The organism is Francisella sp. AG1 (assembly GCF_057683165.1).
In genome coordinates this window covers 488,830-505,750 of sequence record NZ_CM173135.1, presented here as the reverse complement: position 1 = coordinate 505,750, position 16,921 = coordinate 488,830, and the positions used below count along the sequence as shown (strand labels likewise).

The window sequence follows — 16,921 nt, the reverse complement described above, 5'->3', positions numbered from 1 at the left end:
TTAGAATTAATGGACGTTTATACCAGTACAAAAACCATCAAATATGGCAAGACTTAAAATTTTATCTGCTGATGAATTCGATGATTTATACTCTCCCCCAAAATTAGAGAAGCAAGATCGTGATTTCTTATTTGAGTTAGATGAAGCTGATCATTCATATTTAAATTCTCTAGTCGACCTATCATCTAGGGTTGACTATATACTACAGGTTGAATACTTTCGGCTGTCTCAGTATTTTTTCAGCTTTACACTACGCGGAGCAAGGCAAGATGTATGGCATATAATTGAGACATACTATCCAGGGTCTAAGTTCCCCATGAAAAGCCCAAGTAAGCATTTTATATATCAAAATCGACAAGCCATCCTACAAAAATATGGAATGTTCTCATATGAAAATAATTTTAGAAAAAAACTAGAGCAACATGCGAAGAACCTAGCTAAACAACATGTAGTACCAAAATACATATAGTTAATCCGATAGTTATTTGACAATAATGTTATAATATTTAGAAAAAATGTCATCATATAGCCAAGATTTCAGAGATATCGTAATAACTAAATATAAAGAAGGCCTAACAGACAAAGAGCTAAGTAATTTTTTTAATATAGATATCCGTACTACTAGATCTTGGATAAACTTATACGAGACAACTGGTGATTATAAATCTAAGCAAGGCTTGGGTTGCGGTAGAGTAGCAACCTTTACAGATAAGGAAGCGATAGAAAGCTACTTAAGAACATATCCAGATGCAATGGCTTTAGATATAGTTAATCTGATAATATTGTGCTAAAGACGTGAGTAATAGCATCAGATAAATTATATGTTGACGCAACTAAACTACCTCTGTGTCATAATCTACGGGAGAAAAGACATAAAGTGTTTGATGGATTAGCAGAAAAATCTAAAACATCTACTGGATGGTTTTATGGGCTAAAACTACATTTTGTTATTAACCATTTATCTCAGATAATGAATTTGCGTGTTACCCAAGGTAACGTTGATGATAGAACACCTCTGATTAGTATGTGTGAAGGGCTTGAAGGTTATATATCCAAAGCTAAAGAAAGTACTCTTGCCAAGCAAGGTTTAAAATTAGTTACTACTCTTAAGAAAAATATGAAAAAAGCATTTAAAACTAAGTCTGAAAAATCATTATTACGTAATAGAGGTATGATTGAAACAATGATTGATTATTTGAAAAACAGTTTAATGCTTTGGCATACAAGACATAGATCTCCTATGAATGCTTTTACTCATCTTATGGCTTGTATGTCTGCTTGGATTATGGCTCCTACTGAAATTATTGGACAAAGAAGAATTTCTATGGACTAAAATAACTCCGAACTCAGGTTTTTTTAAATACTCTGGGACGAATTCTAAAAAATCTAATACCGTCTGTTTCTTTCTATTATCTAAAACAGCTAAGATGCTTAAGTTACCATATTTATCTTTAGAACTGATTATAGCAATAAAGTCTTTATGTCCTTTACGATTACTTATTTCATCTATACCGATAGTATGTAAATTTTCAATATTATTCCAATTAATATCAGCTATTCTCAGTGAGCCCACAAAGCTATTAAACTCAATGCTTAGTTTTTAACTTTTTCGCACTAATTTTCACTAGAATATACTAAAATACTTAATATTATTAGATAATAACATACAAATATTAAAATATTTTTTATGTAATGGTCAAAACCAAAAAACATCTAAGTTTACAGCCACTTATAGATGGATTTAAGTCTAACATTAGTAATTTACCAGATAATAGACGAGCTAGTAGTGTAAATTATCAAATTAGTGATGCTGCATTATCTACCCTTGCCTGTATGTTTTACAAATCATCTAGCTTATTAAAATATCAAAGATTAATGCAGAAACGACAATATAAAAATAATCTGCAAACCCAATTTGGAGTTACAGAAATACCTAGTGATAATCAACTGAGGACTATCATATCAAATATTAAGTATGATAAGTTTCAACCAATATTCAATAACTACTTAAACCGTTTACAACGAGGTAAGCACTTATCTAATTTTAGGTTTGAAGATAAGTATCTTGTAGCATTAGATGCTACACAATACCATTCATCTGAAACTATAAAATGTGAAGAATGTTTACAAAAGAGAAAACGTAATGGTAAAGTAGAATATAGCCATCAGGCATTACAAGCAATAATATGTCATCCAAATCAAAAGCAAATATTCCCATTAATGCCTGAACCTATTAAAAACACTGATGGTGATAAGAAGCAAGACTGTGAAATTAATGCAGCTAAACGCTTATTACCAAAACTTAGATCACAACATCCAAGAATGAACTTTATATGGCTAGCAGATAGTATCTATGCTACTAAACCCTTTATAGAATCAGTAATACAAAATGGAGAAGATTATATATTTAGAATAAAACAGGGTAATCATAAACATCTATATGAGTGCTTAGATAGCTCTGAATATCAAAGTCATAAGAGTACTATGGGCAATACATCTATCGCATACAGATGGTATTATGACATACCTCTAAACAAAGACTCAAGCACGAAAGTTACTGTAGTTAAAGCTTTTACGATTAGCAAAGACAAAGATGGTAAGCAAAAATCAACGATAGCTGGTGTGTGGGCAACCAACTTGGAGGTTGATAAGAGCAATATAGCACAGATAACTAAGGCAGCAAGAGCTAGATGGCGTATAGAGAATCAGTGTTTTAATACTCTTAAAAACTTTGGATATAAACTAGCTCATAATTGGGGTCATCTGAAAGGGGAAAGCTTTAATTTTTATATTTTAATTATGCTAGCTTTTTATATTCATCAAATATTAGAATTCACAGACCAGTTATTTCAATGGTGCAGAAAAGTCTGTGTTACATATGATGATTTATGGGATGAACTATTAGGTATGTTCAAACTTTTATTATTTGAAAGTTGGGAGCATATGCTGATCCATTTATTAGATAATAATGGTATTGATCCTCCACAAATAGTGTAGGTTTATCATCCCTTCATTTAGTTGGTGGAGGATAGCTGTACTTGTTGCAAAATAAGCTATGAATTCGATTATAAAACTGATATTTTTTCATTAAAATTTCCCATTATTGTGAATTGACTATTATATTTTTCTCTAAAATTAAGTTGATGCATGCAAATATAAAAAAGTAGGTGAAATATTCAACTGACTGAGAATAACTGGTATTTAGTGATAATCCCTCTCTCATCAAAATATTTTTTGATACCATTCTTATCAAGATAACACTCATGCCCCTTTCCAGCTAGTAAAATAACATCTCCAACCTTAGCATTCTCAATACAGTATCTTATAGCTTCCTCTCGAGAAGGTATATATATATGATTCTGATTATTTTTAAAGCCTTTTTTAATATCATTAAATATATTGTTTATATCTTCAAAACGGCTATTATCTTCTGTAACAACTATTTTATCTGCATATTTATCAACTATTGCTGCCATTTTTGATCTTTTAGTAGTATCTCTCCCCCCTCCACAGCCAAACATACACCATAATTTATTAGAAGGATAATCATTTAAAGTTTCTAATACTTTTTCCAAAGCATCCGGAGTGTGGGCATAATCAATTATAACTTTAATATTATTAACTAACTCCATAATTTCCATACGACCTTTTACAGGTTTAATTTGAGATATTTTTGATAAAAGTAAATTTCTATCAACTTTATTATTCAAGGCTGCTAAACTTAAACCTAGATTCATCAAATTAAACTTACCAATTAACAAGGTTTGATATGTACCTATAAATTCTTGATAAATATATAGGTCAAAACTTGTTTCTGTATTTTCGATACTTTTTATCTCTAAATAGAAATCTGCTCGTTTTGCTTTTAAACTTACAGTTGTAATTTTACAGTTACAAATATCACAAAGTTTCTTACCATAATCATCATCTATATTTATAACCGCACTACTAAGATTTTTAAACCTAAACAGCTTAGCTTTTGCTTCAAAATAATTCTCCATAGTTTTATGATAATCAAAATGATCTTGGCTAAGATTACTAAATACTGCAATATCAAAATCTATCCCCTTCACACGCTGCTGATCTAAAGAATGTGAAGATACTTCCATAACTAAATTTTGATAGCTCTCACAAGATTTAATTGTCTTATATAAAGATAAAATATCTAAAGTCGTATGAGTACTTTCTAATAATTTAGGATAAATACCATTACCATTAGTACCTAATAGCAACGATTTTTGTTCAGCTAAACTAAAAAATTGAGCTATATAGTTAGAGATTGATGTTTTACCATTAGTTCCTGTTATACCAATTATATTTTGAGGCTTACTATAATCATAAAACCATTTTGCTAGATCAGATAATTTATCCCTTAATTTTTCTACATAAAAAATATCTATATTATTTGCAAGAGTAGGATTATCTGTCAGCACTAATCTAACACCACCTAAAAGAATATGCTCTATATATTTATTACCATCTGTTGATTGCCCTTTTAGAGCTACAAAAGCAGATTTTATATGGCATTTTCTACTATCTAAAAATATAGAATCTATATAATGAATTTTGTTTGAAGTATTTCGAAGGTTTAAAAAATGTAATATTTCACTTATAGATTTCATAACATCTATTTTTTGAAAGCTGGAAAACCCAATTTTTCCCTAGCTGCATAATATTCTTTTGCTACTTCAATAGCTAACTTCCTAACTCTTAAAATATAGCCTTGACGCTCAGTCACTGATATTGCATGCCTGGCATCTAATAAATTAAATGTATGTGATGCTTTAAGTACAAATTCATACGCTGGAATTGATAAACCTTTTTCAACAATCCTGTATCCTTCTTTTTCTAATAGATCAAACTGCTTAAACAACTCTTCGACATTAGCTTCTTCAAAATTATAAGTAGACATTTCTATTTCATTTTGCATAAAGACATCACGATAATATAACGGTCCATTTTGAGTGTTTGCCCAGAGCAAATCATACATGCTATCAACACCTTGGATATACATTGCTAAACGCTCAAGCCCATATGTAATTTCACCCATAACAGGTTTACATTCTAATCCTCCAACTTGTTGGAAATATGTAAACTGAGTAATCTCCATACCATTTGACCACACTTCCCAACCTAATCCCCAAGCACCAAGTGTTGGAGATTCCCAATTATCCTCAACAAAACGAATATCATTCTCTAGAGTATCAATACCAAGCTCTTTTAATGAACCTAAATATAGTTCTTGGATATTATCAGGTGATGGCTTCATTACAACTTGATATTGATAATAATGTTGTGTACGATTTGGGTTTTCACCATAACGCCCATCTGTAGGTCTTCTTGATGGTTGCACATAAACAGCTGCCCATGGCTCTGGACCTATTGCTCTAAGCGTAGTCGCAGGATGAAATGTCCCAGCCCCGACTTCTATATCAAGAGGTTGGATAATAGCGCAGCCTTTAGAAGCCCAGTAATGATGTAACTTTAAAATAATTTCTTGGAATGTAAGCATTTTAAAATGTTTTTTTGGCTCAAATAATTAAAATGGATTTTAACACATTTAGAGTTAGAGTTGCAGTCATGCTTATAAAATATAATAATCATTTATTAAAATTTACATTTTTTAGTGTTCTTATACTTAAAGCAATTTTTTCCATATAATTAATTATAATCATGAGCTACTCTCTTCTGATTTTTAAGTAATTATAGTTGGTTTAGACAGTGAAGTTAATTTTTTAACCTCAGAAAGCTCTTCGGCAACATCGATCAAACCTACTAATACTTCTTGAGTAGATAATGCAAACTTTGTAATATCACCCTCATATTTTTCAAAATATATTCTAAGTGTAGCGCCCTGAGTTCCTGTACCTGATAACCTAAACACAATGCGTGAACCATCTTCAAATATTACACGTATTCCTTGTTTGGTAGTAACAGAGCCATCTATAGGATCAATATAACTAAAATCATCAGCTAACCTAACAGTTTGATTACCAATTTTTGAATTTGATAAATTAATTATTTTGTTACGTAAATTCTGCATAATTTGATTTGCAATATCCTTATCAATAGCTTCATAGTCATGTCGTGAATAGAAATTACGTCCAAATTTGTTCCAATGACACTTGACTAATTCATCAATATTTTTTCCAGTAGCTGCAACTAAATTTAACCAAAAAAGCATTGCCCATATACCATCTTTCTCACGAATATGATCTGAACCTGTGCCGTAACTTTCCTCTCCACAAAGATTTATAGCTCCAGCATCTAAAAGATTTCCAAAAAATTTCCAGCCTGTTGGCGTTTCAAAACATTCAATACCTAAATTTTTAGCTACTCTATCTACAGCTGTAGAAGTTGGCATCGATCTTGCAACGCCTTTTATACCTTTGACATACGCTGGTATTAAATAAGCATTTGCTGTCATAATTGCTAAGCTATCAGATGGAGCTACAGCCATTTCTTTACCTACAATCATATTCCTATCAGCATCGCCATCTGACGCAGCACCAAAGTCATAGCTGCCACCTTGCATATGCTTAACTAAATCATAAGCATTTACTGGATTTGGGTCAGGATGCATCCCACCAAAATCCTCTAGTGGTTTAGCATTAACAACGCTCCCCATACCAGCTCCTAATATTTTTTCAAAGATATATTTTGCATATGGTCCTGCTACTGCACACATAGTATCAATACGCACTTTTAATCCATCTTTAAATAGCTGTTTTATAAGTTTAAAATCAAAAATATTCTGCATATGGTCGGCATAAGCCAAAACAGAATCAATAACCTCCACCTGAGTTGCTTCTATTTGATATTTTCCTAATTTCTCAAGATCTATTATATTTCCTTCATATTCACTAATAAAATATTTATCAATCTTTTGGGTTTCAAAATAAATTTCATCAGTAATTTTCTCAGCAGCTGGTCCACCATTATTAGTGTTATATTTAACACCAAAATCTCCACTTCTACCACCTGGATTATGACTTGCTGATAACACAATCCCTCCAAAAGCTTTATACTTACGAATAATATAACTAGCAGCTGGTGTTGACAAGATACCATTTTTACCAACTATAATTTTACCAAAACCATTCGCCGCTGCCATTCTAATAATAATCTGGATAGCAACATCATTATAATACCTACCATCTCCACCTAAAACTAAAGTTTTACCCTTAAATTGTTTAAGAGAATTAAAAATTGATTGAACAAAATTTTCTAGATAATTAGGAGATTGAAAAACTTTAACTTTATTTCTAAGCCCAGAAGTCCCTGGTTTTTGATTTGCTATAGGATTAGTTGAAACTATTTGAATTGTCATTGTGTCCTCAAAAGCTTTAAGAAACTGCTTTATATGAAAAATCTAGCTACAATATTATCATCTATAGATTTATTTAACAGCCTCTACAAACAATATCTATAAAAACTAATTCTCATCCAAAACAGTCAAAAAACAGAGTCCTCTTCACTACATAGGCTCTTAATTGTCAGCGGTGATAATTAGCATCAACATGGATAATTATATACAATTTAACTGACATGTAGACCCTTGTATATTAAAAATAATTCTTATAGACTCAACTAAATGTACACATATATACATCACACTTATGTTTAAGTTACCCGTAGATACTCATACTAAATTTATCCTCTCAACTTCTGGGAGTAGCTCATCTATAGCTAGGCATAATGGCGCAATTCAAAAACTTGAGCTTAATCTATGCTATTTCACATTTGCAGGTGAAATAGCAGCCAAAACCTATACGGATGCGATCAAAGCTCCTTTTGTGAATGGTGGTACTGTCACAGCTCATAATGGTTTAAAATCCAAAGTTATAGCATATCTTGACTATGTTGAGCCACTTGCTAAGCAAACACAAGCGGTAAACACTATTATAAATAAAAATGGCAAACTCTATGGCTATAATACCGATTGTCATGGCCTATATACTGCTTTGACAAATGGCATCAGAAAATCTTCTCAAACTATAAAAACAGCTGTAATCTACGGTAATGGTGGAGTCTCTGGCGTAGCATTTAAAGTTCTCCAAGATTTAGGTATAAAAGTAACTATAGTCGGTAGAAACCCAACTAAAGTAGTGCAAAAAAGAAAAGATTTAAATATTGAAAATATCCCTCACTTTGAAGGTCCTTATGACCTTGTAGTTGATGCAACTCCAATCTCATCATCAGCAAACCTAGAACAAAACACCCAATTTATATATTTACTCAAAGATACAAAAGCAGTATTTTGCCATGCTATGCCAGAGAAAGATAATAATAAAAATTACCTGCTAGAATACTGTAATAAAAATAATATTTTTTATATTTCTGGCAAAGATATGTATACTGCTCAACTTATCAAACAATACAGGCTTTATTTTAATAATCTAAATCCTAAAATAAAAATTACTGAAGAAGATATTGTTAAAGCCTGGAAGTTATAGTAATTTTATCCCACATCAGAATATTCATCATCTGATAAATCATCGTCATGATATGGCATTCTTCTAGCTTTTATTTCATCATGTAAATATTGCTTTAATTGTAATTTCTTAAAAACTTCATTATCAAGATTTTCAATATCATTATTTCTAATTTTTGCAATAACCTTCGCTATACTCTTTAACGTTCTAGTTATCGAACGATTAAACTCAAGCTGATTAAACTGATCAGGATTTTGGGCACTAACTAATGCTCCCATATGTGTATTTGCCAAATTATTACTAAACTCTGTATATATATTTGGTTGAAGTTGCTGCGGAACATTACCTTGATATATTAGATTGAGATACTTATTTTTTATTGCTGCAGCATTAGTCCCTATATCTTGAATTTTATCATAACGTGATGAAAAATCTTTAGAGTAATTTACAGTAGCAGCTTGTGCTTCTCTAAAACTTCTAAGTTGTGGTTCAACAATATTAGAGCTTAAAACAAACGCTTGTTCATCATCTAACTTAGTTCTTAGATCTAAATATATTGACTCAATAAAAACCCCAACATAATTAACATCAAACAATCCAATATTATTTGATGTTTGTCGCGGCATTAAATTCTCTACATTTAAATCCACAAGATTTGTCTGTTGATCAAGTAAATTATTATAACTATTCAATAGTTGTATCCTTATTGATTCATTAATTTCATTTCCACCAACTGCTATTAATTTATTATAAATAATATTTTCTGGATCAAAATAATCTCCAATATATGGTAGTTTCAACAGCTGTTCTATCGTAATTTCAAATGTTTTCAAATCATGGGATTTTATATTATTACTACCAATAACTTCATAAGCTCTAGTTGTTGCCCACTGTGCTGTTGTTACAGCATCTATCAAAGCAAACATTACTCTACGATCAAGATATAGATTTATACCCAGAGTCGGTAAAGATGATAAAATATACGTGCCTAAATGAGCTTTGAGAATCTTATGAAAACAATACCAAGAATATATAACTCTACGTCTAAACTGGCTATGACTATGAATCGACTTTTTAGTAAAACCTCCTCCAGATGAAACACAATCATATACCGTTTTAAATCTATCGTGTCTACCACCATAAAATAACTCATTAAAAAACTTATCTCCTGGGCTTTGTGACTCATAATGCTCGATCATAGTTAAAAAATTAGTATCTGTAGTTGACTTAAGCGACTCACTATAACGTGAACGATATGCACATAGATGTAATTTCTCTAAATATATGGGAGTGATCATCCTATCTAAACTCTTAGTCTCTTCCTCACCAGAATTTTGATCAATTCCAAAAATATTTCTATAATTACCAATTCCATCAAATCTTTTTTTAGCTAAAGCTTTAAGTTTACTGCCTCTGGTTTTACTAAGTTCATTCATAATTTTACCACGGATTGATCGACCACTTAAAAGCTTCTTGGCTATGCCAACAGGCACCCAATCTTTATACTCAGAAGTAGTCTCTCTTAGATCTAAAGATTCTAAAAGTAAAGAACCCTGACCTGCGACCTCAAGGCTATCACTGATTTTCCAAAACAATAATGGTAAATATAAGTTCTTATTCGCCTCAGCATTCATCTTCTCAACTGTCTTTTTTACAGATATCTGAATAAATTCCTGATAATTTTTAACCAATAACTCTATATCAAACTTATTACTCATATCAATAGCTACTTTAAACTTACCAATCGCAAGTCCATCTGCCAGTCTCATACTCCTCTCTATCGCATTTCCATATAAAAAAACAAATCTCTCTGCAGATGCAGCTTGATAAGAGTTTAATGGCTTACCTTTATTGTTTTCTCCACCACCAATAATAGCCTGAATAGGAGCATCATTATATATACCGCTAGCATGATTAAGCCCAACCCTACTAATGTTTGTAATTATACTACCTAGACCCTCTTCATTAAAAAATCCTTTTTGTATGAAACTAGCTAAAGCAGCTACTCCTGCACCTGTTATTGGACCAACGACAGGTATAAAACACATAGGTGCAGCCGCTATTTTTAAAACAGTAGAAACATAAGTACGATTTTGAAGATTACGGTTTGCCCCAGAACTAATTGCCACCTTAAAATCTTGCTGAACTAGTTTCAACCTATCATCAAGCTTTTTGATTTCTGAGGCTATGTCTTTAATTGATTTTTCTAGAGTTTTTTTAAGTTTAGTTTGTCTATATATATCACTATACTCACCCATGTTTATTCCTCTTTTTCTAATTTAATTATTTTTTTTAACAAAAAACTAATGTTTATTATCTCAAGCTAGATTAGAAATAATAAAATCAGTATAGTAGTTAAACCATATATTTATTATTTGTTAACAAATAACTTAATGCCATGTACAATATTACTCCTATACATAGCAATAACAACAATTCTACAGCATAACTTTTTTCAAAAAAAATTATTTAAAATTTATATTATGCATATAATATACTTATATTTAATTAGCTAACAAATTTGTTATAGTTAATCTGATAATATTGTGCTAAAGACGTGAGTAATAGCATCAGATAAATTATCAAAAGAATTATTTACTTTTCTTAAAATTCTTTTAAAATTGGCCCAAATTTTTTCTATAGGATTTAAATCAGGAGAATAAGCAGGAAGGTATAGTATCTGTATATCCAGTATACTCTAGCGGTGCTATAATCTTCTTTTCTAAATAGTTATAACCAGCAACTATACTTTTTCTCTGAGTTTGATAAGCAATAACTTCACCATAGCTAGGTTTACCAACAAGAGACCATCCTCTTAGTACAGACTGTTTATTATCCATACCCATTTCATCTAAATATACAAGTTTGTTAGGTTCAATAGTCTCAACAACCTCTATAAAACTTTGCCTATCTTGTTCTTTTCTTTGCTTATATTTAGGTGTCTTTTTTTAAAACTAAAACCAAGTCTGGTAAGACAATCATAAAATGTGCTTCTAGGTATTTCAGGAGCTAATGCTTCTCTAATATCTAAAGCCATTGCATCTGGATATGTTCTTAAGTAGCTTTCTATCGCTTCCTTATCTGTAAAGGTTGCTACTCTACCGCAACCCAAGCCTTGCTTAGATTTATAATCACCAGTTGTCTCGTATAAGTTTATCCAAGATCTAGTAGTACGGATATCTATATTAAAAAAATTACTTAGCTCTTTGTCTGTTAGGCCTTCTTTATATTTAGTTATTACGATATCTCTGAAATCTTGGCTATATGATGACATTTTTTCTAAATATTATAACATTATTGTCAAATAACTATCGGATTAACTATATCAGTATTTTCTTTACTCCGAACAATAAACTATCAAATAAATTTATTTCCTTATGACATGCTGAAACAGTAAAACTTGGTATAATCAGATTTCCTTTTAACAAAGTCTCAACATTAACAGAATAATTAGTCCAATAATATTTATAATTATTATTATGTAATTTATGGTTTACTTCGATATTTCCAATAGCATCCTTAAACATTGCTCTATTAGCTCCCTTTTCACCAAAGTAAAAAAAAGCATTAGATAGTTCATATTTAACTGAACCTGATGAATTTTTAGATTTAAATTTTATATCATAATTTGATGTTGTTGAAAGCAAAAAATTATCATTCAATAATGCTTTAGTTGTGTAGTACTGATGAGGTCTTAATGCCTTTTTTAAAACAATCCCACCCTTTGAATTAGTAATAGTAAATATAGCATCTGCACTACAGTTATTCTCAAGCATTAAGTTTGTGTGCGCATAGCCAAAAATCTGTTTAATAGGTATCAAAATTAATACCGCTATACTTATTTTTTTTATAAGATCAACTATCATTTAATCCCTATTTTATAGATATATTTATATCATAAAAAAATAATATCATAATCAATAAACACGATGTTATTTAATTCTAATTTTATAAGTATAAAGGATTAAAAAAACAGACTATAGCAAAAATATATTTTTATAGAGAATCAATTAGGTGACCAAACGATATCAAGTTCTTTTGCCGCCTTTACATCATCTAAACGACGCGATGGCAGGCTATATGGAGCACCTTTTAAATATTCTGGATTTTCTTTCGCAATATTTCTAATTTCTACCATTGCTTGGATAAATTGTTCCATACTATCTACATTTTCGGTTTCCGTTGGCTCTATTAGTAAACATTCTGGCACTAAAAGTGGGAAGTACATAGTAGGAGCATGAACTCCCCTATCTATCAAACACTTAGCAAAATCTGTAGCTGTAACACCATAATTTTGCAACTCAGGTTTCAAAGTTACAATAAACTCATGTGATGCTCTTCTATCAGGGTATGCTATTGTAAAACCTTCTTCTTGTAGACGAGCCATCATATAGTTAGCATTTAAGGTAGCTATCTCTGATGCTTCTGTCAAACCATTACCACCCAACATCGCACCATAAATATATGCTCTAATTAATACACCAATATTGCCATTAAATGTAGATAACCTACCAATAGTATTTGGTACATCTTGCTCTTCTAACCATACAAATTTATCGTCTTTTTTACCAACCATTGGTACTGGCAAAAATTCTTTTAACTTATCATTTACAGCTACCGGTCCTGCACCAGGTCCACCTCCACCATGAGGGGTCGCAAAAGTTTTGTGAAGATTCATATGCAATACATCAAAACCCATATCGCCAGGACGAGCTTTACCCATAATAGCATTTAAGTTTGCACCATCATAATAAAGTAAGCCACCAGCCTCATGGACTTTCTTAGCAATAGTTGCAATGCTTCGCTCAAAAACACCTACTGTAGATGGATTTGTAAGCATAATACCAGCTGTCTTTGGACCTAATACTTTATCAAGTGCTTCGATATCAATATCTCCACATTTTTTAGTTGGGATCTCGATGACCTTTAAACCACAGACTTTTGCAGTAGCTGGATTTGTGCCATGAGCAGCATCTGGTACTATAATTTCATTACGCTCAAAGTCACCACGCTTATGATGATAGGCTTTAATCATTGCTACACCAGCAAACTCACCTTGTGCACCTGCCATAGGAGCTAATGAAACAGCCGTCATACCCGTAAGCTCTGTAATAACATCTTGCAAATCAGACAGACACTCAAGTGTACCTTGCGCACTTTGGCTACTAGCATACGGATGTCTCTCTAGAAAACCTGGTAACGAAGCATACTTATGTGCTGCACGAGGATTATACTTCATAGTACAAGAACCTAATGGGTAAAAATTTGTATCAATACAAAAGTTCTTACGTGAAAGCTGTGTATAATGTCTAACTACATCCAACTCTGCCTGCTCTGGTAATATCGGTTTTTTAGAACGTCGCATAGCTTCTGGAATGTTTGATATATTGCCTTTTTTGCTAGGCATCACAGCTGGTGAATTTACACCTCTAGTTTTTTCAAAAATAACCACTTCTTAACCTCCAATCTTAGCTAAAACTCGTTTTGCTGCAGCAACATAATCAGCAAGGTCTTCTTGTGTATGAATCTCAGTAGCACAAATCATAATAGATTTTGCTAAGTCACTATTATAGTCACCTAAAAAATATCCTGCATCAAAACCTTCTTTTTCCATCTCTGTTACAAAAAATTTAGCATCTACAGGTAGGTCAATAACCACTTCATTAAAAAATGCTTTATTAAATTTAATACTTACACCATCTAATTTAGATAACTCTCTTGCTAAGATTGTAGTATTTTCATGAGATATACTTGCCACACGCTCTAGGCCCTCTGCACCCAGCAAACTCATATAAATAGTTGCTGCTGTCACCATTAATCCCTGATTAGTACAAATATTTGATGTAGCTTTAGCACGACGAATATGTTGTTCTCTTGCTTGTAGCGTTAAACAAAAACCTTCTTTACCATCTAAGTCGACAGTTCTACCAACTATACGGCCTGGCATTTGGCGAACATGTGGCATTTTGCAAGTCATAAAGCCAAAATATGGGCCTCCAGAAGATAAAGGCACACCCATTGGTTGGCCTTCGCCACACACTATATCAGCACCTTTTTCACCCCATTCTGTAGGTGACTTTAGGATCGCTAAAGACATCGGGTTTGACACAGCCACAACCAAAGCACCATGCTCATGTGCCCAATTTGTAAGGCTATCAACATCAGCAAGTTGACCTAAGAAATTAGGGCTTTGGACTACTACAGCAGCATATTTAGTAGCTGAGAAATCATCAAGTTTTGCTATATTAGTCTTACCATGCTTAGATTCTAAAGTTACAACATCAATTTCAATTCCTTGATGCTTCGTAATAGTTTGTAACACATTTAAATATGTTGGATGTAATGCTTCTGCGATTAAAACTTTCTGCGATTTTGATTTTTTATTTGAGCGAATTGCCATAAGAACAGACTCTGCTAATGCAGTTGCTCCATCATACATAGATGCGTTTGATACATCCATGCCTGTTAGCTCCGCCATCATAGTTTGAAACTCATAGATAACCTGTAGGCCACCTTGAGATGCTTCTGCTTGATATGGTGTATATGCAGTATAAAACTCTCCACGAGCAACGATATCCCATATAGCAGCAGGGATATAATGGCTATATGCTCCAGCTCCAATAAAATTTACATTATGATGGTTTTTATTAGCTCTTTTTCTTGTAAGATTTGCTAATTGAATTTCATTAATTCCATTTGGTATATTTAGAGCATCTGCCCTTAATTTAGTAGGTATTTCATCAAATAACTGTTCTACAGAAGATGCCCCTATAGTATCAAGCATCTTTTTGATTTGTTCTGGTTTATGTGGAATAAAAGACATACTTCCTCCATGCCTTTGTATAGAGCTTTATAAAAAGATAAAACTTTGAGAATTAAACTTCGATATGACTAGTTTTAGTCTTCCATATTTTCTGCATATGCCTCAGCAGTCAACAAATTAGCTAACTGCGTCCCATCTGAAATTTTTAGTTTAAACAACCAACCATCCTTATAAGGAGCATGGTTTACCTGAGCAGGATCATCAGCTAAAGCTTCATTAATCTCAATCACTTCTCCATCTATTGGACAATACACATCAGAAGCTGCTTTTACTGACTCAACAACACAGCTATCATCGCCTACAGAAAGTTCTTCACCAACCTCTGGTAACTCAACATATACTAAATCGCCGAGTAACGACTGTGCGTGCTCTGTAATACCTATAGTAACTTCATCACCATTTACTTTGATCCATTCATGTGACTTTGTATACTTTAATTCATTAGGGATGTTAGACATTTTATACCTCCTTGACTAAACAAACTTAAACTTCTTTTTAATTCTATTATATTTTTCTAAATTAAAGATTCACCATTTTTTACAAATTTTGGCTTGATAATCTCAACATCAAGTTTTTTACCTCTAATATCTACAGTTGGGTTACCACCTTGCTTAGGTACATATGCTAAAGCTATAGCAATTTTTAATGTCGGAGAAAAACTACCACTTGTAATATAGCCTTTTTCTCCATTATCAAAATCTATCTCTTGTCCAGCTCTAAGCACACCTTTTGACTTTAGAACTACACCTGCCCATTTGGTGTTTACACCTTGTGATTTTTTAGCTAAAAAAGGCTTTTTACCTATAAACTCTCTACTCTGATCAGACAAATCAACACTCCAACTAAGCCCTCTTTCTAAAGGTGTCGTAGAGGTACTCATATCTGAACCATATAAATGCATCCCTGCCTCTAGACGGAGTGTATCTCTAGCCCCAAGTCCTGCCGGCTGAGCCCCATTTTCTAATAAATGATTCCAAAATTCTACTATTTGATCTGCTGGTAACATAATTTCAAAGCCATCTTCACCAGTATACCCAGTACGAGCAAACATCCATTGACTAAAAAACTTAAATGAAAATGGTTTTAATGCCACTACCTGTTCAGCGATTTCTTGAGTAACAACATGCTTTATAACTTGAATTGCTTTAGGTCCTTGAACCGCAACTATTGCAAGATCCTCTTGAGGAGTTATTTCTACTTGAAAATCTTTTGCATTTTTTCTAAACCATGCGACATCAGATTCTCTATTACCAGCATTCACAACTATCCTAAAATGATCTGAATTAATTTTATAAGTAATTAAATCATCAATAATCCCAGCCTCTTGATTTAACATACAACCATATTGAGCTTTATTGTTCACTAATTTAGCCACATCACTTGCTAAAATATAGCGTAAAAAATCTTCAGCTCCTTTGCCCTTAATATCTACAGCTAACATATGAGATACATCAAAGACACCACAATTCTGTCTAACATTATTATGTTCTTGAATCTGTGAACCATAATTAATAGGCATAGACCAACCTGAAAAATCTACCATCTTAGCATTAGCTGCAACATGAGCACTATACAAAGGAGTTTTAAGCATAAACTACCGACCTGAAAAATTAATTCGAATTAGCAACACTATACATTTTTTTTTGGCTTATTATAAGCATTT

Annotated in this window: 13 protein-coding genes and 2 pseudogenes; 5 read left to right on the top strand and 10 right to left on the bottom strand. The window is 32.2% G+C overall.

Going from position 1 to position 16,921, the window contains the following annotated elements; all coding sequences use genetic code 11:
• The first annotated feature begins 43 nt into the window (after positions 1-43).
• From ACR0PV_RS02525 to ACR0PV_RS02510, 4 genes and pseudogenes are all read left to right on the top strand, one after another.
• The gene (locus tag ACR0PV_RS02525; RefSeq protein WP_488173444.1) at positions 44-469 is read left to right on the top strand and encodes a DUF4158 domain-containing protein; all 426 of its coding nucleotides are present in this window, start codon (positions 44-46) and stop codon (positions 467-469) included.
• A gap of 46 nt (positions 470-515) precedes the next feature.
• A pseudogene (locus ACR0PV_RS02520) lies at positions 516-767 on the top strand (helix-turn-helix domain-containing protein); the annotation flags it as partial.
• 35 nt (positions 768-802) lie between these two features.
• Positions 803-1,333 carry an IS982 family transposase gene (locus tag ACR0PV_RS02515; protein WP_488173941.1) on the top strand — a complete coding sequence of 177 codons (531 nt, stop codon included), beginning with the start codon at positions 803-805 and terminating at the stop codon, positions 1,331-1,333.
• A 359-nt stretch (positions 1,334-1,692) separates the two neighbouring features.
• Positions 1,693-2,997 carry a transposase gene (locus ACR0PV_RS02510; RefSeq protein ID WP_488173095.1) on the top strand — a complete coding sequence of 435 codons (1,305 nt, stop codon included), beginning with the start codon at positions 1,693-1,695 and terminating at the stop codon, positions 2,995-2,997.
• A 179-nt stretch (positions 2,998-3,176) separates the two neighbouring features.
• Here the strand turns inward: ACR0PV_RS02510 and ACR0PV_RS02505 are convergent, their stop codons facing one another.
• From ACR0PV_RS02505 to ACR0PV_RS02495, 3 genes are all read right to left on the bottom strand, one after another.
• Entirely contained in the window at positions 3,177-4,622 is a 1,446-nt protein-coding gene (locus ACR0PV_RS02505; protein WP_488173443.1) for a UDP-N-acetylmuramoyl-L-alanyl-D-glutamate--2,6-diaminopimelate ligase, read from the bottom strand.
• A gap of 5 nt (positions 4,623-4,627) precedes the next feature.
• The gene (gene glyQ / locus ACR0PV_RS02500; RefSeq protein ID WP_488173442.1) at positions 4,628-5,512 is read right to left on the bottom strand and encodes a glycine--tRNA ligase subunit alpha; all 885 of its coding nucleotides are present in this window, start codon (positions 5,510-5,512) and stop codon (positions 4,628-4,630) included.
• A 183-nt stretch (positions 5,513-5,695) separates the two neighbouring features.
• Positions 5,696-7,330, bottom strand: coding sequence for an alpha-D-glucose phosphate-specific phosphoglucomutase (locus ACR0PV_RS02495; protein ID WP_488173441.1), 1,635 nt, complete (start codon positions 7,328-7,330; stop codon positions 5,696-5,698).
• Positions 7,331-7,619: 289 nt separating this feature from the next.
• On the opposite strand from ACR0PV_RS02495, the gene ACR0PV_RS02490 reads away from it, so the two are divergent.
• Complete coding sequence (locus ACR0PV_RS02490; RefSeq protein ID WP_488173440.1) at positions 7,620-8,456, top strand: shikimate dehydrogenase family protein; 837 nt, start codon at positions 7,620-7,622, stop codon at positions 8,454-8,456.
• Positions 8,457-8,461: 5 nt separating this feature from the next.
• Here ACR0PV_RS02490 and ACR0PV_RS02485 read toward each other — a convergent pair whose 3' ends face one another.
• The 7 genes and pseudogenes from ACR0PV_RS02485 to gcvT all read right to left on the bottom strand — a co-directional run bounded on the left by ACR0PV_RS02485 (position 8,462) and on the right by gcvT (position 16,849).
• Positions 8,462-10,693: a hypothetical protein gene (locus tag ACR0PV_RS02485; RefSeq protein WP_488173439.1), complete on the bottom strand. Its 2,232-nt coding sequence runs from the start codon at positions 10,691-10,693 to the stop codon at positions 8,462-8,464.
• Between the two features lie 272 nt (positions 10,694-10,965).
• Positions 10,966-11,709, bottom strand: a pseudogene (locus tag ACR0PV_RS02480) (transposase).
• A gap of 46 nt (positions 11,710-11,755) precedes the next feature.
• Positions 11,756-12,301 carry a hypothetical protein gene (locus tag ACR0PV_RS02475; protein WP_488173438.1) on the bottom strand — a complete coding sequence of 182 codons (546 nt, stop codon included), beginning with the start codon at positions 12,299-12,301 and terminating at the stop codon, positions 11,756-11,758.
• Positions 12,302-12,441: 140 nt separating this feature from the next.
• Positions 12,442-13,887: an aminomethyl-transferring glycine dehydrogenase subunit GcvPB gene (gcvPB, locus tag ACR0PV_RS02470; RefSeq protein ID WP_488173437.1), complete on the bottom strand. Its 1,446-nt coding sequence runs from the start codon at positions 13,885-13,887 to the stop codon at positions 12,442-12,444.
• Between the two features lie 3 nt (positions 13,888-13,890).
• Positions 13,891-15,258, bottom strand: a complete 1,368-nt coding sequence (gene gcvPA, locus ACR0PV_RS02465) for an aminomethyl-transferring glycine dehydrogenase subunit GcvPA (RefSeq protein ID WP_488173436.1) — start codon at positions 15,256-15,258, stop codon at positions 13,891-13,893.
• A 74-nt stretch (positions 15,259-15,332) separates the two neighbouring features.
• Complete coding sequence (gcvH, locus tag ACR0PV_RS02460; protein ID WP_488173435.1) at positions 15,333-15,716, bottom strand: glycine cleavage system protein GcvH; 384 nt, start codon at positions 15,714-15,716, stop codon at positions 15,333-15,335.
• 56 nt (positions 15,717-15,772) lie between these two features.
• Positions 15,773-16,849 carry a glycine cleavage system aminomethyltransferase GcvT gene (gene gcvT, locus ACR0PV_RS02455; RefSeq protein WP_488173434.1) on the bottom strand — a complete coding sequence of 359 codons (1,077 nt, stop codon included), beginning with the start codon at positions 16,847-16,849 and terminating at the stop codon, positions 15,773-15,775.
• Positions 16,850-16,921: the final 72 nt, after the last annotated feature.